Here is a 21,099-nt window from a genome sequence, read left to right on the forward strand (position 1 = left end):
CAGACCGTCGTCGAGGTGGCGGCGGAGAAGAACTCCACCCTGGTCCTGCCCTTCCCCGTCGAGCTGCTGCGGTTCCTGGAGAAGTCGACGCCCACGGACCGGCCCGCACCGTCCCGGCAGACCGCGACGCCGGAGACCGGATCCGCGGACGGGGCCGGGAACGAGCGCGGGACCGTCCTCGACGGGCTCGGGGCGACGCTCGGCGCGGTCTGCGCAGGGCGCTCCGGTCCGATCGGCGCGGACGCCGACGGATCCGCCGAGGACCGGACCGTGCCATGAGCCGCCGAGACCGCGCGGAGGACGTCGTGGTCGGGGTCGACGGCCACTCCGCCTCGCTCGCCGCGGTGGAGTGGGCCGCCGCCGAAGCCGCGTCGCGGAAGACTCCCCTGCGGATCGTCCACGCGATGTCCTGCCCGGTCCCGCCCGACGTGTACGGAGTCCTCGTCCCGTTCGACGACATCGGTGCGGCCCGGGAGGCCGCCGATCAGGTGCTGTGCGCCGCCGCTTCCCGAGCCGTCCGGATCGCCTCCGACCTGCCGGTCTCGACCCACCTCGCCTGCGGAGCAGCCGGTCCGACCCTGATCGACTGGAGCCGGGAGGCCGCGCTGCTGGTCGTCGGCGCCTCCGGCCGGCGCAGGACCGGGCGGACGTGCGGGCTCGCCGCGCGTCTGGTCGACCGTGCGCGCAGTGCGGTCGCCGTCGTTCACCCTCGGGAGGTGCGCCGCCGCGCCGCCGTGGGTCCACGCGTCGTCCTCGGCCTGAACGGCTCGGGCCGGGCCACCCCCGTCGTCCGCGCGGCGTTCCGGGCCGCGGCCCAGCGAGGTCTCCCGCTCGCGGTCGTGCACGCCCATCGACCACGAGCCCCGCACACCGGCGTCGACACGTGGGCCACGACCGCCTCCCACGGCATCGAGCGGGCACTGCACGGGGGGCGCCTCGAGTTTCCCGAGGTCCCCGTCTCCGTCTGCATCGACACGGTCGACCCGGTCGAGGCCTTGTCGGCTCGCGCCGTCGACGCCGCGCTGGTGATGGTGGGCTCGAACGCACCGTGGGGTGTTCCGACGACGCACAGCCGGTCGATCGGCTGCCGCCTCCTGGAGCGCGTGGCGGCACCGGTCGTGGTGGTCCCCCGCCGGGCCTCCCGGGGCGGGGAGCCGACGGGTCCGGATCCGGCGCCCGCTCTCCTGGGACTGCTGGATCGCTGACGGCTCTTCCCGCGGGGATCCCTACGGAACCTGCTGCTTGGCCACCGTGAGCAGGACCGAGATGTCCTCGAGCGCCTCGAGGGTGTGCCGGGCGTCGGGGACGGCGATCAGGTCGCCCCGCCCCAGGCTGAGCTTGCTCGTCATCTCCCCTTCCTCGACGTCGCACTACCGACCTCCGCCGCGGTCGGGGTGTCGCGACCGCACGTGACCTTGGCCATGGCCGCCGGTCGGCCGGGCGAGGCGTCGGCGACAATGCACCGGGTGGTAACGCACGAGACCGCGTCCCCGCGGTGCACGTGAGAGGACGCGGAGCAGGACATGCACGAGGCACTGGAGCCGATCTACCAGCGGGTGCTGTCCCGCAACCCGGGCGAGACGGAGTTCCACCAGGCCGTGCGGGAGGTGCTGGAGAGCATCGGCCCGGCGGTGGACAAGCACCCGGAGTACGCCGACGCGAAGATCGTCGAGCGGATCTGCGAGCCGGAGCGGCAGATCATCTTCCGGGTGCCGTGGGAGGACGACCACGGCGGGATCCACATCAACCGCGGGTTCCGGGTGGAGTTCAACAGCGCGCTGGGCCCGTACAAGGGCGGGCTGCGGTTCCACCCGTCGGTGCTGCTGGGCACGGTGAAGTTCCTCGGCTTCGAGCAGGTGTTCAAGAACGCGCTGACCGGGCTGCCCATCGGCGGCGGCAAGGGCGGCTCGGACTTCGACCCGCGCGGGCGCTCGGACCGCGAGGTCATGCGGTTCTGCCAGAGCTTCATGCTCGAGCTCTACCGCCACATCGGCGAGTACACCGACGTGCCGGCGGGCGACATGGGCGTGGGCGCGCGCGAGCTCGGCTACCTGTTCGGCCAGTACAAGCGCATCACCAACCGCTACGAGTCCGGCGTGCTCACCGGCAAGGGCCTGATCTACGGCGGCGCCCAGGTGCGCCGCGAGGCCACCGGCTACGGCAGCGCGTTCTTCGTCGAGGAGATGCTGCGGGTGCGCGGCGACTCCTTCGACGGCAAGGACGTCGTGGTCTCCGGCTCGGGCAACGTCGCGGTCTACACCATCGAGAAGGTGCACGAGCTCGGCGGGCGGGTGATCGCCTGCTCGGACTCCGGCGGGTTCGTCCACGACCCCGACGGCATCGACCTGGACCTGCTCAAGGACGTCAAGGAGGTCCGCCGCGAGCGGATCAGCGCCTACGCCGACAAGGCGTCGGGCGCGACCTTCGTCGAGGACGGCTCGATCTGGGAGGTGCCGTGCCAGGTGGCCCTGCCCTCGGCCACCCAGAACGAGCTCGACGCCGCCGGCGCGGCCGCGCTGGTGCGCAACGGCTGCGTCGCCGTCGGGGAAGGCGCCAACATGCCCACCACCCCGGGCGCGGTGCGGGTGCTGCAGGAGGCCGGCGTCGCGTTCGGGCCCGGCAAGGCCGCCAACGCCGGTGGTGTGGCGGCCTCGGCGCTGGAGATGCAGCAGAACGCCTCCCGGGACTCCTGGAGCTTCGAGCACTCCGAGACCCGGCTGCGGGACATCATGATCGACATCCACGCCCGGTGCCACCGGACCGCGGAGGAGTACGGAGCCCCCGGGAACTACGTCGCCGGGGCGAACATCGCCGGCTACGCCCGGGTCGCCGAGGCGATGCTCGCCCTGGGCCTGATTTAGGTTCGCAAGCCCGCTCTGCTGCCAGCGCGCCCGTCGCGCAGGCGCGAGCGGGTGCACCAGGCCGTCCCGGGCCACGAGCGCCGTCCCGGGCCACGAGCGCCGTCCCGCGGGTCCTCCCGCGGCGGCGCCGCGGCCGCGGGACTCATCGCAGCGGTCGGAAGGCCTGCAGCTCGTACGGAGCGGTGCCCGTGACGACGGCCTCGGCGAGCAACCGGCCGGTGAGCGGTCCGAGGACGATGCCCCACATGCCGTGGCCCCCGGCCGCGAAGACCCGCGGCGACGCGGTGGGGCCGACCACGGGAAGCCCGTCCGGGGTGCACGGGCGCGACCCGACCCACTCGTCGCGCCGGTCGGTGAGGTCCACCCCCTGCAGGAAGGGCCGCGCGGCGTTCACGATCGCCTGGACGCGGCGCTGGTCGAGGGGCTCGTCCGGGTCGCGGAACTCCATCATCCCGGCGATCCGCAGCCGCCCGCCCAGCGGTGTGCAGGCGATGCGCTGCGTCGGCAGGTAGATCGGGCCCTCGGGCAGCTGCTCGGCGGCGACGCTGAAGCTGTAGCCCCGCCCGGCCTGCACCGGCATGCGCACCCCGTGTCGGTAGGTCAGCTCGGGCAGCCAGGCCCCGGTGGCGATCACGACGGCGTCGTAGCGGTGCATCCCGGTGCGGCAGCGCACGAACACCTGCTCGCCGTCGTCGAAGGTGTCGAACACCCGGGTGTTCTCGTGGACGACGGCCCCTCGGCCGCGGACGGCGTCCGCGAGCGCGGCGAGGTACTGCGGGGGGTCGATGAACCGCTGGTCGTGCAGCTGCACCGCCGCCCCGACGTGCTCGGTCAGGATCGGGGCGCGCTCGCGTGCCTGCGGCCCGGTGAGGACGTCGTAGCCGACCTTCTGCCCGAGCCGCTCCAGCTCGCCGAGCTCCTCGAGCAGCGCCGCGCGTTCGCGGTCGTGGGCGAAACACACCAGGAACGGGTCGGCCGGCCGGGTCGGGGCCTCGACACCACCCGCGGCGAGTTCGTCGAACGCGTCGAGGGCCTGCCGGTTGACGCTGCGGTAGGCGACCATCCCGCGCCGCCACCGGCGGGTGGTGCAGTTGCGGGCGAAGCCGGTGAGGAAGCGCCACAGGCTCGCCTCGAGGCTGATCGGCACGTACACCGGGGAGGCCGGGTCGAGCGCGGCCCGTACCCCGTGGCGCAGCACGGCCGGCTCCGGGAGCGGCGTGGTCAGGGCGGGGGTGAGCCAACCGGCGTTGCCCCACGAGGACCCCGCGGCGACCCGGCGGCGCTCGAAGACGTCGACGTCGGCACCGCGTTGCTGCAGGAACCATGCGGTGGCCAGGCCGACCATGCCGGCGCCGACGACGGCGACCCGCCCGGGGCGGCGCGGAGGTCGGTTCACGACGTGCCCTCCTCGACCTCGATGTGCACGGTGCTCAGCCAGCCGACCGCCGCGGCCAGGGCCGCCACGAGGACGGCGTGCGCGGCGACCCCCAGGACGAGCAGGCCGACGGCGAGGACGCCGAGGACGACGACCGGGCAGCTGAGGCGGAACGGAGCGTCGGCGCAGTGGCGTCCGGCAGGCAGCCGCTGCTGCCCGTCGCCGAGGCGGGCCACGAAGGCAGGGTCGTCGGAGCGGAGCCGGCGTTCGACCTCGTCGAGCAGATTCCGCTCGTGGTTGCTCAGCATGTGCTTCTCCTCATCACTGCGCGCTCATCAGCCGTGGAAATCCCTCGGGAGCGGTTACCAGTTCGCGGGGGGATCACTCGCCGGGAACGACTGCTCGCCCCACTCCTGAACGATGTCCCAGCGGTCCCGGTCGTCACCGTTCGGTTCCGGGAACGGGTCGACGTGGACGTCGACGGCGATTTCCAGGCCGTGCGTCGTCGCGGCGAGAACCCACCGTGAAGCCGAAGCGTGCCCGTTCATGCGGGTGCGAGGAACACTGGAAACGGCGCGGCCGTTGTGCACAACTCTCTCCAGACGATGCCGACGGGCGAGCGCGGCACACTGCTCGCACGCCATTGATGAGTGGAACCGCTTCGGAACGGCCGTCTTCTCGCCGCTACCGGGTGCCGCGTGGGCCGGGATCGGTCGGTGAATGCCGGTCGGGCTCCGGGTGCTCGCAGGGCACGATCACCACCGAGCAGCGTGCTGCAGCGGCGCAGCGGAGCGCCGTCGCACGTCCGACGTCCCGAGGGGACCGGCGGCGTGAACGGCCGAGAACCAGCAGGTCGTCGGGTCTGTCGGCCAGGCGCAGCAACGTCTCGTGCGGGTCGCCCGGGGTGACGACGATGCGCACGTCGAGGTCGTCGGAGGGCACCGAGGCCCGGGACAGCGCGTGGTAGGCGTCCTGCATCGCAGGTGGCCCCCCGCGGGACCCGTCGCCGGTGCGGTGGTCGGTGCGCACGTCGACCGCGTAGAGGACCGCACCGGTCCCGCGCGCCAGCGACACCGCGGTGTCGACGACTCGTGGATGCGAGCCACGTCCGCCCACGCCCACGATCACCCGTGGCCGCACAGCCGACTCCACAGCAGACCCCTTCGCTCGACGAACCCCGCACGCGGACCCGGGAGAGGGCCGGGCCCGACCGGTACGAGGACGTGGTGGTGGGCCTGCCGTCGAGGGTGTGACTGCCGGGGGTGCTCTCGGCAGGCCCACCACCCACCATGCCCGGGAATCGCCGCGGCGGGCAGGTCGCGGGCCCGCAACCTGCCCGCCGCCTGGTTTCCGGGCATCGGCAATTTCGCGGGCTCTCCGCGGGTTTGTGGTACATCTGGCGACACGGCGTCGTGGCCTGGTGCCGAGGACCGGAAACCGGGTCGCGAATGGTCGACGTGGTAGTGCGACGGCCACTACCGTCGCCGTCGCCGAGCACGGCCCGATGTGTACCGGGCCGTGCTCTTTGCCTTGCCGCAGCGCGCTACTCGTCCTCGCTGCGCGACATCCCCTTGACGGACTCTTCTCGAGGAGTGGAAGCACATGACCGAGACGCAGGTGTGGTTGGCACGGAGCGCCTACGAGCGACTGAAGGCCGAGCTCGTGGAACTGCTGCGGCAGCGCGCCGAGGGGCTCGGCGGCCACGCGGCCGAGCAGCTCGTCGGCGACAGCGCCGACCACAACACCGATCAGCTGCTGCTGACCGCTCGACGGGAACGGGAGAACCGAATCCGCAAACTGCAGGAGCTGCTGCAGAATCCGCTCGTGGGCGAGGACCGGCCGGATGACGGGGTGGCCGAACCGGGAATGGTGCTGACCATCCGGTACGAGGACGACCAGGAAACCGAGACGTTCCTGCTCGCCCACACCGAGGAGGGCGCCTATCCCGCCGATCTGATGACCTGCTCTCCGGATTCCCCGCTCGGGACGGCGCTTCCCGGGAGGAAGCAGGGCGAGAAAGTCCGGTACACCCTCCCCGACGGGCAGACGATGGAGATCACCCTCCTGCGCGCGGTTCCTTACCGCCCGGAAGCGTGGTCCGCGACCGCGTAGGTCGCCGGCCGAGGGGAGCGAGGAAGGAAACCGCCTCGCGAGCGAGGCACAGGGCAGGAGCGTCTCGGACGATCGCCGATTCCTGCCGTCGGAAACAGGATCAGCTGTCGAGCGAGCAGGTGGAACGGTGTTCTTCGGATGGGGTCGGAAGCGGCGTGCGGGGGCCTTTCCTCGCGCCGGTCGACCGACCGTGTTGTGGGTGGCCCGGCTTCTGGGCGCCGCGGTCCGTGGCCCCGCGGGTGAGCATCTGGGGCACCTGCGCGACCTGGGGCTGACGCGAACCCGCGGTGGTCCCCACGTCGACACGATCCTGGTGGACGGGGGCGGGTACTGCTTCACCCTGCCCTCGGAGGCCGTGATGTCGTGGGGTGACTCCCGACTGCGGGTGCGCACCACGCGGCAACCGTCCGGCCCGTCGCACCTGTCGACCGAACCGCAACGGGAATGGCTCGCCGAGGCCGTCCTGGGCAGCCCCGTGCTGACCACGCCGGCTCGGACCAGACCCGTGCGCGTGAGCGACATCGGCCTTCGCGAGGACCGGGACGGCCGCTGGACCGTCCGGCTGATCGACACCCGACCGGCATGGCTGCGGCGGCTCGGCTTCCCGCGCCGGCTCACCCCCTGGACGGTGCTGACCCGCCGGTGCGTGATCCACCGGCCCGGTCGGGTCCCCCGGCCTGGCTCATCGGCCACGGCCGCGCCCACGCGAACCCGCAGCCGACGCCCGGGATGCCGCCCCGCCTCGCCGGCCGACCCCGTCCCCCGCAGCTGCCTGGGCCTCCCCGACAGAAAGCCGTCGAAAGGAACGCGCCATGTGGATCTACCGAAGTAGATCCGGCAGATCGTCGATCCACGCCTGGTGCCGGCAACAGCTCGCCGCCTGGCCGGTGCCGCACCGCCGTGAGCGCCTCCGCGATCCGCACCCGTACGACCACCGCGCTGCGCACCTCGTGACCACCGGTGAGCACCACGGGCGGACCGTCCTCGTGCTCCCCGGCCGACACGGCAACGCCGCCGTGCTGGTCGACCTGCTGGAGACGCTCTCCGAGCGCTACCGGGTGGTCGCCGTCGACCTGCCCGGCGAGGCCGGCCTGGGCTCGCCGGGCCGACCGAACAGGGAGCGTCTCCGGGACTACGGGAGCTGGCTGGATGGGCTTCTGGCGGTCGTGGCAAGGCGATCTCCCGACGGCGTGACGGTGCTGGCGCACGGCTTCGGGGCCGCGGTCGCTCTCGCCGCGCGCCCGGCGCCGTACGTCGACGGTCTCGTGCTGCTCAGCCCGTACGGGCTCGTGCGTCCCGCCGCCGACCTGCGTGCCGCCGCGGCGCTGCTGGCGTGGCGGCTCGCCCCGACCGCCGCGGCGGCGGCCCGGCTCCTCGTCCGGCTCGCCGGCCCTGGTTTCGTCCCGCCGGGTGCGCTCGTCGACTGGGTGGGGCTGGTCGGTCGGCACGTCGCGATGAGCAGCACACCGCCCGCGCAGCCCGAGCTGGCGCACCGGTGGCGTCGGACACCGTGCACCGTGGCCGTCGGCGAACACGACCCGCTCTTCGGCGACGGCCGGCTCGTCCGGCCGGTCCGGCGCGTGCTGCGCACCAGCGTGGTCACCGTCCCCGGTGCCGGAGCCCTGCTGCCCTACGAAAGTCCCCGGGCGGTCCTGTCGCTGCTGCGGCTGCACGAGACCCTGCACGGACCGGAGACGCACCGGCCGAGGCAGGACACGCCTCGCAACGGTCGGTCGGTGACCGGACGAGGGGCGCGGACGTCCGGCCCGGACAGAGCGGGCGCCGCACGGTACGGGGCCGTGTCCCGGGGGCCGGCGCCGCCCCGGTCCGGGATCAGGGCGGCCAAGGACGCCCCCACCGCGACGGTGCCCTCGGGCACCCACCCGCCGCAGCAGCCGACCGCACCCACGTCTCCGGCCATGGAACTGCCGAACCCCGGCAGCCTCGGGGCCGGGCACCGAGCACACTGGTCGGGCCGGCAAGGAGAGAAGAGAGATGACCCGTCCACCCGACAAGGCCCCGAGGCCGACGGACCGGCCTCCCGACGCCGCCTGGTTGCAGCGCGTGGCGCAGGAGGCCGGCCGCGGCGCCGGCGGCGTGCCGGTCGAGCTGCTCGGGGGGTTCCTGTCGATGCTCGCCGAGGCCGCCACCACCGGGCGTCGCCCCGACAGGTCCGAGCTCGACGCGGTCGGGCTCAACGGCCGTCGAGCCGCCGAGCTCGGGGTCTCGGCCGGCAACGCCGTCCAGCTGTACCTGTCCGCGGCCTGGCGGCTGTGGCGCGAGCTGCCTGCCGTGGTGAGGTTCCCGGACAGCGCCACCACCGCCACCGCGGCCGAGGCGGTCATGCGCGCGGTCGACCGGGCGGTGGCCAGCCTGGCCGAGGGCTACACGGCCGCCCGCCGCGACATGATGCGCAGCGAGGAGACCCTGCGCCGCGAACTCATCGAGGACCTGCTGCGCGGGGACGCCGACATCGGCGCGCTGGTCGAGCGGGCCGAGCCGTTCGGGCTGGACATGGCGCAGCCCCACCAGGTCGCCCTGGCCGCGCCCACCGGCCGCCTCGTCGACGCCGAGGCCGCGTTGAGCAGCCTCGAACGTGCCGTCGTGCAGGGCATCGGCGACCGCGACGTGCTGGTCGCGACCAAGGACGGCAGCATCGTCGTCGTCGCCCCCGCCACCCCCACCGGCTCGGCCGTCCCGTCCGCCGCCTCCTCGACCGGTCAGTCGCGCGGCCTGGGTGAGCTGATGCACGCCGATCTGCGCCGCGCCCCGCGCGGCGGGCCGTGGCGGATCACCGTCGGCCGCCCCTACCCCGGGTCCTACGGCATCGCCCGCTCCTACGAGGAAGCCCGGGAAGCGCTGGGGATGGCCGTGCGCCTGCACCTCGACATGCCCGTCGTCCGCGCCGAGGACCTGCTGATCTACCGGGTCCTGTTGCGCGACCAGCCGGCCATCACCGACCTGGTGCACGCGGTGGTCAGCCCCCTGGCCCGGGCGCGCGGCGGTGCCGGGCCCCTGCTGGCCACGCTCGACGCCTACTTCGCCACCGGCTGCGTGGTGACCGAGACCGCGCGCCGGCTGCACCTGTCCGTGCGTGCGGTCACCTACCGGCTGGAGCGGATCGCCGAGCTCACCGGCTACGACCCGACCGACCCGGCCCAACGGTTCACCGTGCACGCCGCCGTCCTCGGTGCCCGACTGCTCGGCTGGCCGCAGCGCGACCTGCCCGCCCCGACCCCGCCCGACTAGCGGATCGGCTCCGGGTCCCGCGACACCCGGGTCCGCGACGGGCTCCTTGCCGGGCTCCGGCAGGTTCGGGCGGTCGTTGTTGGTCTGTCACCGCTCCTGCCGCGGCGTCGGTTCCCCGGCATCGTGGACCTCGTCCGGGAGGTGCCTGGACCGGGCGTGCGGGCGTCCTCCTCAGTCCTCTGCCGACTTCCGCACGCCCTCCCGGCCGGCCCACCGCGGTGCGTCGGGCGCCGGGCCGGGCGAAGAAGAAGCGAAAGGAACCCGACGATGACGTCTGCTCGCGAGCGGGTGGTCGTCGGCGTGACCGGGACGCTGACCAACCTGCAGGCCCTGCGGGTGGCCGTCGACTCCGCGCGCGAGCGCGGCGCCGTGCTCCACGCCGTGCACGTCCGGGAGACCGGACACGACCTCGAGTCCGACCGGACGGCGTGACGTGGCCGCCCGCAACCGCGGGATCCACGCCCTGGACCCCGCGCAGCTGGACCTGGTGAGACGAAGCCGCCCCCGCATCGAGCAGCGGAGGGCGGAACTGACCGACCGGTTCTACGTCGCACTGTTCGAACGAGCGCCGGGACTGCGCACGCTGTTCCCGGTCGACCCGCACGGCCGACGGGCACCCCTGGGCGACACCCTGATCTGGCTGCTCCAACGCCTCGACCACCGCGAGGAACTGGCGCGCCGCCTCGCCGACCTCGGCCGCGACCATCGCAAACACGGCCTCACCGGCGCCCACTACGAGTCGGCCGGGCACGCGCTGCTCGAGGCGCTCGCGCACCTCCACGGCCCGACGTGGGCACCACCGGTCGCGGCCGCATGGGCCGAGGCCTACGCCGCGGCCACCCACGACATGCTCGCCGCCGCGGCGGCCGACCGCGGCCCGGCGCTGGGGCTCGGCCGCGTCGTCGACCACCACCGCGCCGGAGCCGACCTGGCCTGCATCGTCGTGCAGACCCTCGAGCCGCTCCCCCACCGGCCCGGCCAGTACCTCAGCGTCGAGATCCCCCAGCGCCCCGGGCTGTGGCGCTCGCTGTCCCCCACCGAGCCCGCCCGTCCCGACGGGGTCCTGCGGTTCTGCGTGCGCGCGCTCCGCCACGGCCTGGTCAGCCCGGCCCTGGTGGCGCAGACCCGGGTCGGGGACACCTGGCGCCTCGGCCCACCGCTGGGCCGCCTCCCCGACGTCCTCGGCACCCGGCGCGACCTGCTCCTCCTCGCCTCCGGAACCGGGATCGCCCCGCTGAGCGCGCTGATCGCCGCACTCGACACCCGCGACGACCCTCCTCGCACGCACCTCTACGTCGGCGCACGCAGCGAGACCGAGCTGCGCGCGCTCGTCTCCGCCGCTCCCGGCGCACGTCACCGCCCCTGGCTGACCCTCGCCCCCGTCCTCTCCCCGACCGACGACGAGCGCCCCCGCTCCCTGGTCGGCACGGTGTTCCGCCGCCGGAGCTGGCGGCACCACGACGTCGTCGTCTGCGGCCCGCCCCGCATGCAGAAGGAGGTCGTCGGCCGGCTCCTCGCCGCCGGCGTGCCCCACGGCCAGATCCACAGCGACCCGCTCCCGACCTCGACGGAGATCCAGCCATGACCCGCTCGAACCTCTCCGCCACGCGGCACGACCTGACGCCGCCGGGCGCGGCGATCGACCTCGAGCTGGTCGCCGAGATCGTCCGCCGGGCCGGACTCGACTGCCGGCCCGACCCCCACCGGAACGGGGCGTTGCGCGCTCGCAGGGCTGCCCGCGACTCCGGGACGTGGACCGTCAGCGCGGGACGCTGCGGCGGCACCGAGGCGCCGCTGGCGTATGTCGGCCCGGCCGGCTCGCCGCGCGCTCGGCTGCTCCGGAATCCCGACGAGCGCCGCCTCGCCGCACTCGTCGTCCTCCAGGCCCTTCGCGAGGACCCGGACGAGCTGGTGACCCACGACGAGGCCATCGTCTGCGGCCTGGCCGACGACCTGGTCTGGGCCTGACCGCGGATGCGTCCCTGCTCACCGACACCCCATCACTCGAAAGGCGGCCACGTGAACCCCACCGTCCGGGTCGAGACCCGTGCCCACGCGATCGGCGAGCTCCTCCACGAGCTCTCCGACCTGCTCGTCGCCTGCCACGCGGTCCCGGAGGCCGCGCAGCCCGACCGCTGGGCCGCCGACGCCGACAAGATCACCGGACAGGTCGCCCTCGCCCTCGCCACCGCCCGCGCCCGCCTGGTCCCGGGGCCGACGACGACACCGGCGACGGTGGAGCGGCTGACCTGAACCCCTGCCCCCCGGCCATCGGGACCGGGGTCGTCGTCGACGCGGGAGCCCCGCCTCTGACACCCTCGACCGGACTCGCACATTCGACCGACGAAGGGGAATGTCGATGACCAGCACCCTGCCGTCCGCGGCCGCCGCGCCCAGCACCGGGGCGGAACTGACCTACGCGTCCGGCTTCGGCAACGAACACGCCTCCGAGGCCGTGCCCGGAGCGCTCCCGGTCGGCCGCAACTCCCCGCAACGGGCCCCGCTCGGGCTCTACGCCGAACAGCACAGCGCCACCGCCTTCACCGAGCCCCGCGCGACCAACCGCCGCAGCTGGGTGTACCGGATCCGGCCCTCGGCCGCGCACCCGCCGTTCCGTCGCATCGACACCGGCCTGCTGCGCTCCGCCCCGGACACCACCGGGATCACCGACCCCAACCGGCTGCGCTGGGACCCGCTCCCCCTCCCGCACCAGCCCACCGACTTCGTCGACGGCCTCTACACCCTCGGCACCAACGGCGACGTCCGCCAACGCGCCGGCATCGGCGTCCACCTCTACGCCGCCGACCGGACCATGACCGGCCGCTACTTCGTCGACGCCGACGGCGAGCTCCTTCTCGTGCCCCAGCAGGGATCCCTGCTGCTGCACACCGAGTACGGCCGCCTGCACGTCGCACCCGGGGAGATCGCCGTGATCGGCCGCGGGGTGCGGTTCCGCGTCGAACTGCCCGACGGGCCCGCCCGCGGGTACGTCTGCGAGAACTACGGCCAGCCCTTCGTGCTGCCCGAGCTCGGCCCGATCGGCGCCAACGGCCTGGCCAACCCCCGCGACTTCCGCTACCCCGTCGCCGCCTACGAGGACCGCGAAGAAACCGTCCAGGTCGTGCAGAAGTACGCCGGCGAACTGTGGGCCGCCGACTACGACCACTCCCCGCTCGACGTCGTCGCCTGGCACGGCACCCACTCCGCCTACAAGTACGACACCGCCCGGTTCAACGTCCTCGGCACGGTCTCCTACGACCACCCCGACCCGTCGATCTACACCGTGCTCACCTCACCCACCGACACCCCCGGCCAGGCGAACGCCGACTTCGTGGTCTTCGCGCCGCGCTGGCTCGTCGGCGAGGACACCTTCCGCCCGCCCTGGTACCACCGCAACGTCATGAGCGAGTTCATGGGCCTGGTCCACGGCGTCTACGACGCCAAGGCCGAAGGGTTCCTGCCCGGCGGCGCCAGCCTGCACAACATGTGGAGCGCGCACGGCCCCGACGCCGAGACCTACCGCAAGGCCAGCACCGCCGAACTCGCCCCGCAGAAGATCACCGACACGCTCGCCTTCATGTTCGAGACCCGCTGGCCGATCACCGTCCCCGACTTCGCCCACGCCGCCGTCCACCGCCAGTCCGACTACGACGGCGTCTGGAGAGGGATCGAACGCGGCTTCCGGGGATGACGTCGGCGCCGTCGACGCCGACGGTGGCGCCGAAGGTCCAGGCGTTGCCGCCTCAGCGGAGCGGGCTCGTCATGGCGCGGCCGGGTCGGCGAGCTCGGAGGCGATCGCCTGGGCCACCGGGTCGTTCGGGTGCAGGTGCAGGAACGCGGTCAGCGCCCGCAACGCGTTCAGGGCCTCGCGCTCGCGGGCGGCCCACTCCCCTGCGGGGTAGAGCGCCTCGCCGGCGCGCAGTCCGGCGGCACATCGGCGGGCCTGGGCGCGTACCGCCGCGACCCGTGCCCGCCGCGCGGCTTGCTGATCAGCGGGAACCGACACGTCTGGGCCCAATGCGCCCACCGCCTTCTGTAAGGAGTTCACTCCACAGCGTGATGTCGCTTCCGTGATTTGTGAAGGAGGCGCGCGGTCGGGCCGGGGAAATCTCCAGGTCGCGAGGTCACGACGGCGTCACACGGCCACGTTCAGGGTGGAATCCCGTGCACACAACGTCGGCTCGAGGAGCACCGGTGCGGGGCGTCCTCCGGCGATGATCTCGTGCAGGGCCTTCGAACCCGCGCGGCCCATCTCCACCATGGGTGAGCTGATCGAGCTCATGGGCACGGGCAGCCAGCTGGCCAGCGGGATGTCGTTGTAGCCGATGACGGCGATGTCGCGCCCCACGGTCCGGCCGTGCTCGCGAGCGGCACCCATGGCTCCGATGGCGGCGAAGTCGTTGATCGCGAAGATCGCGGTGATGTCGGGGTGCCGGCGCAGCAGGGCATCGGCGGCGCTGTGGCCGCCCTCGGCGTCCGGGGCGGAGGGTTGGATGCAGCTGTCGGGGACGTTGATCCCGGCAGAGAGGAACCGCTCCACGAACCCGTGGGTGCGCTCGACGCACGTGCTCGCGTACTCCGGGCCCGCGACGACGCCGACGCTACGGTGCCCCAGACCGAGGATGTGCTCGCCGGCGAGGCGACCGCCGCGGACGTCGTCGGTGGTGACCGAGGGATGTCCGCGGAGCCGGCGGTTGACCAGCACGTACGGGATCCCGCGGCGCTTGAGCGCCTGGACCAGGTCGTCCCCGTCGAGGCGGGCATCGCCGATGACGAAGCCCTCGACACGGCGGGCGAGCATCTTGTCCAGGCGCTCCATGCGCAGGGCGGGATCGTCGTTGGAATTGGCGACGACGGTCGTGTAGCCGATGTCGTGCGCGGCCTCGTCGGCGCCTTCGTAGATGCGGGCGAGGACGTAGTCGGTCAGCCGCGGCATGATGATGCCCAGCGCCCCGCTCCGCCGGGTCCGGAGAGCGGACGCGGCCGGATCGGGGTGATAGCCCATCTCCTCGGCGATCGCCCGAATCCGGGAGGCGGTGCCGCTGCCGACACCGCTGACGTTGGTGGCGAGGGCTCGGGAGACGGTCGAGACGTGGACGCCGGCTCGTTTGGCGATCTGAGCCAACGTGACCGGCTCGGTTGCCGCCACCTAGCCTCCTCCTGCGCACTGGCCGGCCCCCATCGTATCCGTGGCGGGCTCGGTGATCGGGTGGCGTCCCCGAGCCGTCGCCTCCCGCGCCTCCGGGTCGGCCGAGGAGGCGGCTCGTCCGGGGGAAGATCGCGGTCCAGGGCTGCAGGCGCCCGTGTCGCTAGGGCATGACGTCGCCGCAGTTGGGATTGAGGGTCTGCCCGACGTAGAGGTTGCCGCCGGGGTCGCTCGCCAGCAGCAGGGCCGTGGGAGCGACCTCGGTGGGGACGGCGAACCGGCCCAGCGGCAGCTCGGCGGTCTTCCGGGCACGCCACTCCGGGGTGAGGTCGACGGTCATGTCGGTCTCCACGGGCCCGGGTGCGATGGCGTTGACCAGCACGCCCGCCTGCGCGACCTCCAGGGCCAGCGACTTGGTGAAGGCGATGGCCCCGGCCTTGGCCGCCGCGTAGTGGGCCATCGAGGGTGAGCCCTTGATGCCCAGCTGTGAGGCGACGGTGATGATGCGGCCCCAGCCCTGTGCGGTCATGTGCGGCAGAACGGCTCGGCTGACCAGGAAGACCCCGGTGAGGTCGACGTCGATGGTGCGCTGCCACTGGCGCAGTGACATGCACGCGACGTCGGCCTGGTCGAGGACCCCCGCGCTGTTGACGAGGATGTCGATGCCGCCGAGGCGGGTGAGCGCCTCGGCGACGGCGTCGGCGACGTCCTGCTCGTCGGTCACGTCGAGCGGGATGCTCGGGTGCCGGCCCGAGCCGGGCCGCCGGTCGGCGACGAGGACCGTGGCGCCGGCGTCGGCGAAGGTGTCGGCGACGGCAGCGCCGATGCCGCCGGTGCCGCCCACGACCAGGGCCCGCTTCCCGGTGATCTTCATGAGCCCGTCGCTCCGGCCGGGGATGGGGTCACCGGGCTGCCGGGCTCTCGCCCGCGGCACCGGGAGTCCCGCCCGCCTCGTTCTGGACGATCCGGGTGCTGGTGAGCGGCTTGACGTTGCGGGCGCAGAGGATGGCGGCGGCCGAGATCAGGATCGGGATGCAGCCCCAGAAGAGGCCGGCCCGGATCCAGGCCGCGGCCTGCTCGCCCGCGCTCTGCCCGGCGGCGGCGAGGGTGGCGGTGAACAGGATGCCGCCGATGATCGCGCCGATCTGCCCCAGGGCGTTGATCAGGGTGCCGGCGGTCGCGCGGGTCTCGACCGGGAAGGACTCGCTGTTGAAGAACAGCACGGCGGCGTACGGGCCGATGAGGAAGAAGGTGCCCAGCGCGTACGCGCTCACGAGCAGCGGGAAGTTCCCATTCGGCCCGAGGACCATGACCCCGAAGCAGATCGCGGAGAACGTCCACCCGATGGCGATGGTGTTGCGCCGGCTGATCCGGTCGCCGAGCCAGCCGTGGAAGAGGTAGCCGAAGAACCCGGCGACGTTGGAGACGATGAGGACCTCGAGCGCACCGGTGAAGGAGACCTCCTTGCCGTTGACCAGGATCAGCGTGCCCTGGAAGGCGAAGGCCAGGATGCCCAGCCAGTTGAGCAGGAACGCCGCGGACAGGGCCAGGGTCGCTCGGCGGGACTCGCCGCGGAACAGCGCTCCGAAGCCGGACTTGTGCGGGGTCCGGTCCAGTCCGGTGAGCCGGGCGAGCTCGTCGGCGTCGGCGGTGCGGTCCTCCGCCCGCAGTTCACGGACACGGCGCTGGGCGGCGAAGACCGGGCTCTCCTTCAGCTTGCGCGCCGCGATCAACATGAAGATCGCCGGGAACACCGCCACGATGAAGCACAGCTCCCAGCCGCCGATCGGCTGCAGGATGTAGATCGACAGGGCCGCGATGACCGACCCGATCGGCCAGCCGCCCTGGACCACCGAGTAGATGAACCCACGTCGCCTGATCGAGCGCTCGTCGGTGTAGACGTGCGCGTACATCTCGTTCAGGTACGTCGCGTTGACGGCCTGCTCGCTGTACCCGAGACCGGCCAGTGCCCGGATGAGGATCAGCAGGACCAGCCCGGCCAGGCCGAGCGCGCCGGCAGCGTACCCGCCGAGCCAGGTCAGCAGGGACGCGATCGCGGCGCCGACGACACAGACCACGATGCCGGCGCGGCGTCCGATGCGGTCCACGAACGGGCCGATGGCGAAGGCGACCAACGCCGTCCCGAGCGTGACCCACGTGTTGACCCCGGTGGTCTGGGCGCCGGTCCAACCCAGTTCCTGGGCGATGACCGGGAGCAGGTTGGCGAACAGGACGAAGTCGTAGACGGCGAAGGTCCAGGCGAAGAAGCAGATGATGGTCGCGCGCCGGACGTCGATCAGCCCGACGGAGGCGTTGATCCGCTCGGCCTCGGCCGAGGGTGACAAGGACGCTGACGATGGCATGTCGGAGGACTCCTCGCGGGAACGCAGTGCTGTTGTGACGGTGGAACTGCGGTCGAGCAGGCCGAACTACCGCCGGCGGGCGAAGGTCCGCGGCGGGCCGTGCGAGGTGAGCCGGGTCGGTGCCGGGCTTGCGGCGCCGCGACCGGGCGGGGTGTCCGCGCCTGGCGAGGCCCGTGCGTGTACCGGCCCGCGGGTCAGGGGATGGCCGCGAACCGGTCGCGGATGGCGTCGGTCCCGGCGTCGGCGGCGATCAGGAGGATGAGCAGCAGCCGGGCCTTGGCGCCGTCCAGCGCGCCGGCGCTGATCAGTCCCCGGCCGAGCAGGTCACGCTCGGAACCGGGGAAGGCGTAGGTCGACTCGTACAGCTCGCCGGCTCCGGTCCGGGTCGCCATCACGACCGGGACGCGTGTGCCGATCTCCGCCAGGGAGTCGACGATCGAGCTGGGCACGTGCCCCCCGCCGAAGACCTCGACGACGAGGCCGTCGAAGCCGGCGGCGTGTTCCGGGCGCAGGGGTTCGGCCCCGAGCCCGATCCGGATGATGCCGACCGACGGGAGAGGGGCGGACAGCGACTCGGGGGCGCACAGCGCCTCGCGGCGCCGCGGCACGAGCGGGATGCGGACCCGGTCCTCGGTCACCCAGCCGACCGGGCCGGCGTTCGGCGAGCCGAACGCGTGGATGCTGGAGGTGTGCAGCTTGCGCACGAAGCGCGGCAGGTGGATCTCGTCGGCGAACACCACCAACGGGCCCAGTCCGCGAGCCGCGGGCGACGCGGCGACACGCAGGGCCGCCAGCAGGTTGCCGGGCCCGTCGGCCCCCGGCAGCCCGGGATTGCGCATGGCACCGGTCAGGACGACGGGTGGGGCGTCCCGGTCGAGGAGAAGGTCGAGGAGGAAGGACGTCTCCTCCAGGGTGTCGGTCCCCTGCGTGACGACCACGCCGTCCACCTCGCCGGCCCGCTTGTGCACGAGCTGGGCGAGCTCGACCACGTCGGCGAGGGTGAGATCACCGGACGGGTACTGCCGGAACGACTCGGTGCGGACGGTGGCGACCCGCTCGGCTCCCGGCACCGAGGCGAGCAGTTCGGCCGGCCCGAGTCGCGGTACGGCGTCGCGGCCGTCGGCCGCGGGGACCGACGCGATCGTTCCTCCCATCGTCACGACGAGCACGTGTGGGAGGTGGCCACTCACGGTGTCTCCTTCGACTGGGGCGCTGATCGGGTGGGGGCGAGGACCGAGCAGGGCGATCTCGGGCGGTCGGCCTGCCGGCAGGCGGCGCGGCAGGCCGACCTGTCGAGTCCCGTCCGGGCTCAGGGCAGGTCGCGGTCGAACGGGTAGCGCTTGTTCTCCTCGAACGGGAACCGGCGCCGGAAGTCCTCCGCGATGTTCTCGAAGGTGTCGAAGGTGACGCCCTCGTGTCCGAGGATGTGCTCGAAGAGCCGCTCGAGCATGAGCAGCACCTGCGGGCGCCCCGAGACGTCCGGGTGGATCGTGATCGGGTAGATCGCGTAGTCGTACTCGCGGTAGACCCAGTCGAACTGGTCGCGCCACATCTGCTCGATGTCGCGCGGGTTCACGAACCCGTGGCTGTTCGGGCTGCCCTTGATGAACATCATCGGCGGGAGGTCGTCGATGTACCAGCTGAAGTTGATCTCGACGAGGTCGATCTCCTCGCCGCGGACCAGCGGCTTCATCCAGTTCGCCGCGGACCCGGACAGGTCGATCTTGGTCCAGGTGTCGCCGGTGCGCGCGTAGAACGGCTGGAAGTCGTGGAACGCCTGGCTGTGGTCGTAGCGGAAGCCGTTCTTGAGCAGCAGGTCCGCCGTCACCGCCGACAGCTCGCACCACGGGGCGATGTACCCCCGCGGGCGCTGTCCGGAGAACTTCTCGATCAGCTCGATCGACTTGTTGAGGACGTCCTCCTCCTGCTGCGGGCTCATCAGGATCGGGTTCTCGTGCGAGTAGCCGTGCGACGCCAGCTCGTGACCGGCCTCGACGATCTTCTCGATACGGTGCGGGAACGTCTCGATCGAGTGCCCCGGGGCGAACCACGTCGTCTTGATGTCGTACTTGCGGTACAGGTTCAGCAACCGCGGAATGCCCACCTCACCGGCGAACATGCCGCGCTGGATGTCGGCGGGCGAGTCCTCGCCGCCGTACGAGCCCAGCCACCCGGCCACCGCGTCGATGTCGGCGCCGACACAGACCTTGATCTCCTTGGGCATACAGGTCTCCCCTGAACGTCGTGTCCTGAGTGCGGTCGTTCGCGGCCACTCCGGGCACCCGGGGCCCACGTGAGCGCGATCACGCGAACGATTGCGTTGAAGGTAGGCGGTGAGGGCGTCGGAGTCAACGGTCAGCCGTTTCATCTGCGTGAAGCGGCCTGAGCAAGCCTTGCGCACCGAGCGCAATCATTTGCTCACTGGGCCGGATGCGGCCGCTCGACGGGCCGCGCCCGCCCGGCCAGGAGCAGTCGAAGGGCGAACCGGGGGCCGGTGCGCTCGGCGCCGGGGTCAGCCCCGGTGGGCGGCGAAGGCGCTGGGCACGAAGGTGCGCAGGGACCGCTCGAGGAGATCCGGCGCGAGACCGTCGAGGATGAAGACCATCGAGGTGCCGGCGTGCCCGTCCGCCGGAACGGGCCGGGCGATCTCCGCGCCCATCGACTGCACCAACAGCGGGCCGTTGGCGGTCGGCACCCGCCCCTTGCTGCGCAACAGACGCTGCGGATGGGCCCGGCAGACCGCGTCGAGCCACAGGGCGTACTCCGCCCAGCTCGTACCGGGTTCGAGTTCGATGCTCCAGGAGCGCGGCTCCGGTCCGGCTGCTTCGGCGTCGTCGAAGGTGTCCGGGACGGGCGGCGCCACCGGCGTGACGGGGCGTTCGTGCCCCAGACCTGCCGCCACCACCTCGGCCGAGGAGTTGAGTCGGCGCACAGTGGCGGCCAGCTCGGCGAGCTCCTCCTCGTGGGCGAGGTCGGCGCGGGTCAGCACGATCCGATCGGCCAGCGCGACCTGGGCGCGCACCGTCGCCCGGTGGCGGAGCAGGCGCCGGCCGTCCAGTCCGTCGACCACGATCACGAGTGTCCGCAGGGCGAGGTTCGTGCGCAGCACCGGCTCGTCGTCGATCATGCGCACGATCTCGTGTGGCTCGGCGAGCCCCGAGGTCTCGATGAGCACGCGTCCGGCGGCCCGTGCGTCCGTCGCATGGGCGCGGTTGACGGCATCGAGGAGGACCGCGCGCAACTCGTCGAGCCGTTCACAGCATGCGCATCCCCCGACGACGCTCGCGATGCGCGCATTCACCTGCGCTGCGGCGTCCCGTAGGAGGAGGTGGTCGACGCCCTCGTCGGCGAAGTCGTTGACCACCACCAGGTCGACCTCCTCGGTGGTGGTCCGGAGGTGGTGGGCGAGCCACGTCGTCTTGCCCGCACCGAGGAATCCCGAGACGAGGACGGCTTCGATCACGCGCGGCCCGCTTCGGGTGGGTGAGCGAGCAACGCGGGATCGAGCGGGTCCGCGGTCCGTCCGGTGAGTTCCCGCGCGGCGTCGGCGATCTCCTCCAGCCGCGACACCATCACCGTCCGTCCGGTGGAGGTGCGCACGGCGAGGGACATCGAGCCCGGGTGGGCGTCCACCCGCAGGCCCAGAGGTGCCAGGAGGACGCTCGCGGCCCGCGCGAGGTCGCTCCTGGCGCGCCGGCGGCCACCCAGGGAGTCGGGTGCTCCTGCGGCGAACCAGTCCTCTCTCGAGCCCGGTGCGCGGCACTGTCCGCACATGAGAGGTCCTCCCGAAGCAATCGTTTGCGTGCACGCTACGGGGTTCGACCGGCTGTCGCCAGGCCTCGCGGTCCTGCCTCGCGCGGGGCCCCGCGGAGGACTGCGCATCCGGGCCTTCCTGCACCAACCGCGCTCTCGCTCATACCCTCTCCGGTGAGCGAGAGCGTCGTTCGCTCGTCATCAGTCGAGGCCGCCGCGCTTGACCAGCTGGGCGGCGAT

At 72.9% G+C, this 21,099-nt stretch carries 21 protein-coding genes and 1 pseudogene; 10 read left to right on the forward strand and 12 right to left on the reverse strand.

Going from position 1 to position 21,099, the window contains the following annotated elements; genetic code table 11:
- Both ACFQH9_RS08145 and ACFQH9_RS08150 read left to right on the forward strand, forming a co-directional pair.
- Window positions 1–279, forward strand: a pseudogene (locus ACFQH9_RS08145) (hypothetical protein); the annotation flags it as partial.
- On the forward strand, window positions 276–1,205 hold the full coding sequence (locus ACFQH9_RS08150; RefSeq protein ID WP_379565306.1) for a universal stress protein: 930 nt from the start codon (window positions 276–278) through the stop codon (window positions 1,203–1,205). The pseudogene ACFQH9_RS08145 and the gene ACFQH9_RS08150, both read left to right, overlap by 4 nt.
- A gap of 21 nt (window positions 1,206–1,226) precedes the next feature.
- Here ACFQH9_RS08150 and ACFQH9_RS08155 read toward each other — a convergent pair whose 3' ends face one another.
- Complete coding sequence (locus ACFQH9_RS08155; protein WP_379565307.1) at window positions 1,227–1,349, reverse strand: hypothetical protein; 123 nt, start codon at window positions 1,347–1,349, stop codon at window positions 1,227–1,229.
- A gap of 174 nt (window positions 1,350–1,523) precedes the next feature.
- Here ACFQH9_RS08155 and gdhA point away from each other — a divergent pair, with 174 nt between their 5' ends.
- A complete protein-coding gene (gene gdhA / locus ACFQH9_RS08160) occupies window positions 1,524–2,861 on the forward strand; it encodes an NADP-specific glutamate dehydrogenase (RefSeq protein WP_379565308.1) in 1,338 nt (445 codons plus the stop codon).
- Between the two features lie 142 nt (window positions 2,862–3,003).
- Here the strand turns inward: gdhA and ACFQH9_RS08165 are convergent, their stop codons facing one another.
- From ACFQH9_RS08165 to ACFQH9_RS08175, 3 genes are all read right to left on the reverse strand, one after another.
- A complete protein-coding gene (locus ACFQH9_RS08165; RefSeq protein ID WP_379565309.1) occupies window positions 3,004–4,257 on the reverse strand; it encodes an NAD(P)/FAD-dependent oxidoreductase in 1,254 nt (417 codons plus the stop codon).
- Entirely contained in the window at window positions 4,254–4,544 is a 291-nt protein-coding gene (locus ACFQH9_RS08170; protein ID WP_379565310.1) for a DUF3040 domain-containing protein, read from the reverse strand. The genes ACFQH9_RS08165 and ACFQH9_RS08170 overlap by 4 nt, the downstream gene beginning before the upstream one ends.
- 376 nt (window positions 4,545–4,920) lie before the next feature.
- Window positions 4,921–5,376: a universal stress protein gene (locus tag ACFQH9_RS08175; RefSeq protein ID WP_379565311.1), complete on the reverse strand. Its 456-nt coding sequence runs from the start codon at window positions 5,374–5,376 to the stop codon at window positions 4,921–4,923.
- A gap of 462 nt (window positions 5,377–5,838) precedes the next feature.
- Between ACFQH9_RS08175 and ACFQH9_RS08180 the strand changes: the two genes are divergently transcribed.
- The 7 genes from ACFQH9_RS08180 to hmgA all read left to right on the forward strand — a co-directional run bounded on the left by ACFQH9_RS08180 (window position 5,839) and on the right by hmgA (window position 13,288).
- The gene (locus tag ACFQH9_RS08180) at window positions 5,839–6,348 is read left to right on the forward strand and encodes a GreA/GreB family elongation factor (RefSeq protein ID WP_379565312.1); all 510 of its coding nucleotides are present in this window, start codon (window positions 5,839–5,841) and stop codon (window positions 6,346–6,348) included.
- Between the two features lie 1,995 nt (window positions 6,349–8,343).
- Window positions 8,344–9,597, forward strand: coding sequence for a PucR family transcriptional regulator (locus tag ACFQH9_RS08185; RefSeq protein ID WP_379565313.1), 1,254 nt, complete (start codon window positions 8,344–8,346; stop codon window positions 9,595–9,597).
- Between the two features lie 267 nt (window positions 9,598–9,864).
- Window positions 9,865–10,029, forward strand: coding sequence for a universal stress protein (locus ACFQH9_RS08190; RefSeq protein ID WP_379565314.1), 165 nt, complete (start codon window positions 9,865–9,867; stop codon window positions 10,027–10,029).
- 1 nt (window position 10,030) lies between these two features.
- Entirely contained in the window at window positions 10,031–11,182 is a 1,152-nt protein-coding gene (locus ACFQH9_RS08195; protein WP_379565315.1) for a globin domain-containing protein, read from the forward strand.
- A complete protein-coding gene (locus ACFQH9_RS08200) occupies window positions 11,179–11,565 on the forward strand; it encodes a hypothetical protein (RefSeq protein WP_379565316.1) in 387 nt (128 codons plus the stop codon). The genes ACFQH9_RS08195 and ACFQH9_RS08200 overlap by 4 nt, the downstream gene beginning before the upstream one ends.
- A gap of 51 nt (window positions 11,566–11,616) precedes the next feature.
- Window positions 11,617–11,850, forward strand: coding sequence for a hypothetical protein (locus ACFQH9_RS08205; RefSeq protein ID WP_379565317.1), 234 nt, complete (start codon window positions 11,617–11,619; stop codon window positions 11,848–11,850).
- Between the two features lie 106 nt (window positions 11,851–11,956).
- Window positions 11,957–13,288 carry a homogentisate 1,2-dioxygenase gene (gene hmgA, locus ACFQH9_RS08210; RefSeq protein WP_379565318.1) on the forward strand — a complete coding sequence of 444 codons (1,332 nt, stop codon included), beginning with the start codon at window positions 11,957–11,959 and terminating at the stop codon, window positions 13,286–13,288.
- A gap of 69 nt (window positions 13,289–13,357) precedes the next feature.
- On the opposite strand, the gene ACFQH9_RS08215 is transcribed toward hmgA, so the two are convergent.
- The 8 genes from ACFQH9_RS08215 to ACFQH9_RS08250 form a co-directional block, all read right to left on the reverse strand.
- Window positions 13,358–13,603 carry a hypothetical protein gene (locus tag ACFQH9_RS08215; RefSeq protein WP_379565319.1) on the reverse strand — a complete coding sequence of 82 codons (246 nt, stop codon included), beginning with the start codon at window positions 13,601–13,603 and terminating at the stop codon, window positions 13,358–13,360.
- 129 nt (window positions 13,604–13,732) lie between these two features.
- Window positions 13,733–14,746, reverse strand: coding sequence for a LacI family DNA-binding transcriptional regulator (locus ACFQH9_RS08220; RefSeq protein WP_379565320.1), 1,014 nt, complete (start codon window positions 14,744–14,746; stop codon window positions 13,733–13,735).
- Between the two features lie 160 nt (window positions 14,747–14,906).
- Window positions 14,907–15,617: an SDR family NAD(P)-dependent oxidoreductase gene (locus tag ACFQH9_RS08225; RefSeq protein WP_379565321.1), complete on the reverse strand. Its 711-nt coding sequence runs from the start codon at window positions 15,615–15,617 to the stop codon at window positions 14,907–14,909.
- A 28-nt stretch (window positions 15,618–15,645) separates the two neighbouring features.
- Window positions 15,646–17,088 (reverse strand): MFS transporter, encoded by a 1,443-nt coding sequence (locus ACFQH9_RS08230; RefSeq protein WP_379565322.1) that lies wholly within the window; start codon window positions 17,086–17,088, stop codon window positions 15,646–15,648.
- 212 nt (window positions 17,089–17,300) lie between these two features.
- Entirely contained in the window at window positions 17,301–18,296 is a 996-nt protein-coding gene (locus ACFQH9_RS08235; RefSeq protein ID WP_379565323.1) for an asparaginase, read from the reverse strand.
- Between the two features lie 119 nt (window positions 18,297–18,415).
- Window positions 18,416–19,330, reverse strand: coding sequence for a polysaccharide deacetylase family protein (locus ACFQH9_RS08240; protein ID WP_379565324.1), 915 nt, complete (start codon window positions 19,328–19,330; stop codon window positions 18,416–18,418).
- Window positions 19,331–19,618: 288 nt separating this feature from the next.
- Window positions 19,619–20,569: a CobW family GTP-binding protein gene (locus ACFQH9_RS08245; RefSeq protein WP_379565325.1), complete on the reverse strand. Its 951-nt coding sequence runs from the start codon at window positions 20,567–20,569 to the stop codon at window positions 19,619–19,621.
- On the reverse strand, window positions 20,566–20,718 hold the full coding sequence (locus tag ACFQH9_RS08250) for a hypothetical protein (RefSeq protein WP_379565326.1): 153 nt from the start codon (window positions 20,716–20,718) through the stop codon (window positions 20,566–20,568). Before ACFQH9_RS08250 ends, ACFQH9_RS08245 begins: the two co-directional genes overlap by 4 nt.
- Between the last annotated feature and the right edge of the window lie 381 nt (window positions 20,719–21,099).

The organism is Pseudonocardia lutea, assembly GCF_042658055.1.
Lineage (GTDB): Bacteria > Actinomycetota > Actinomycetes > Mycobacteriales > Pseudonocardiaceae > Pseudonocardia > Pseudonocardia lutea.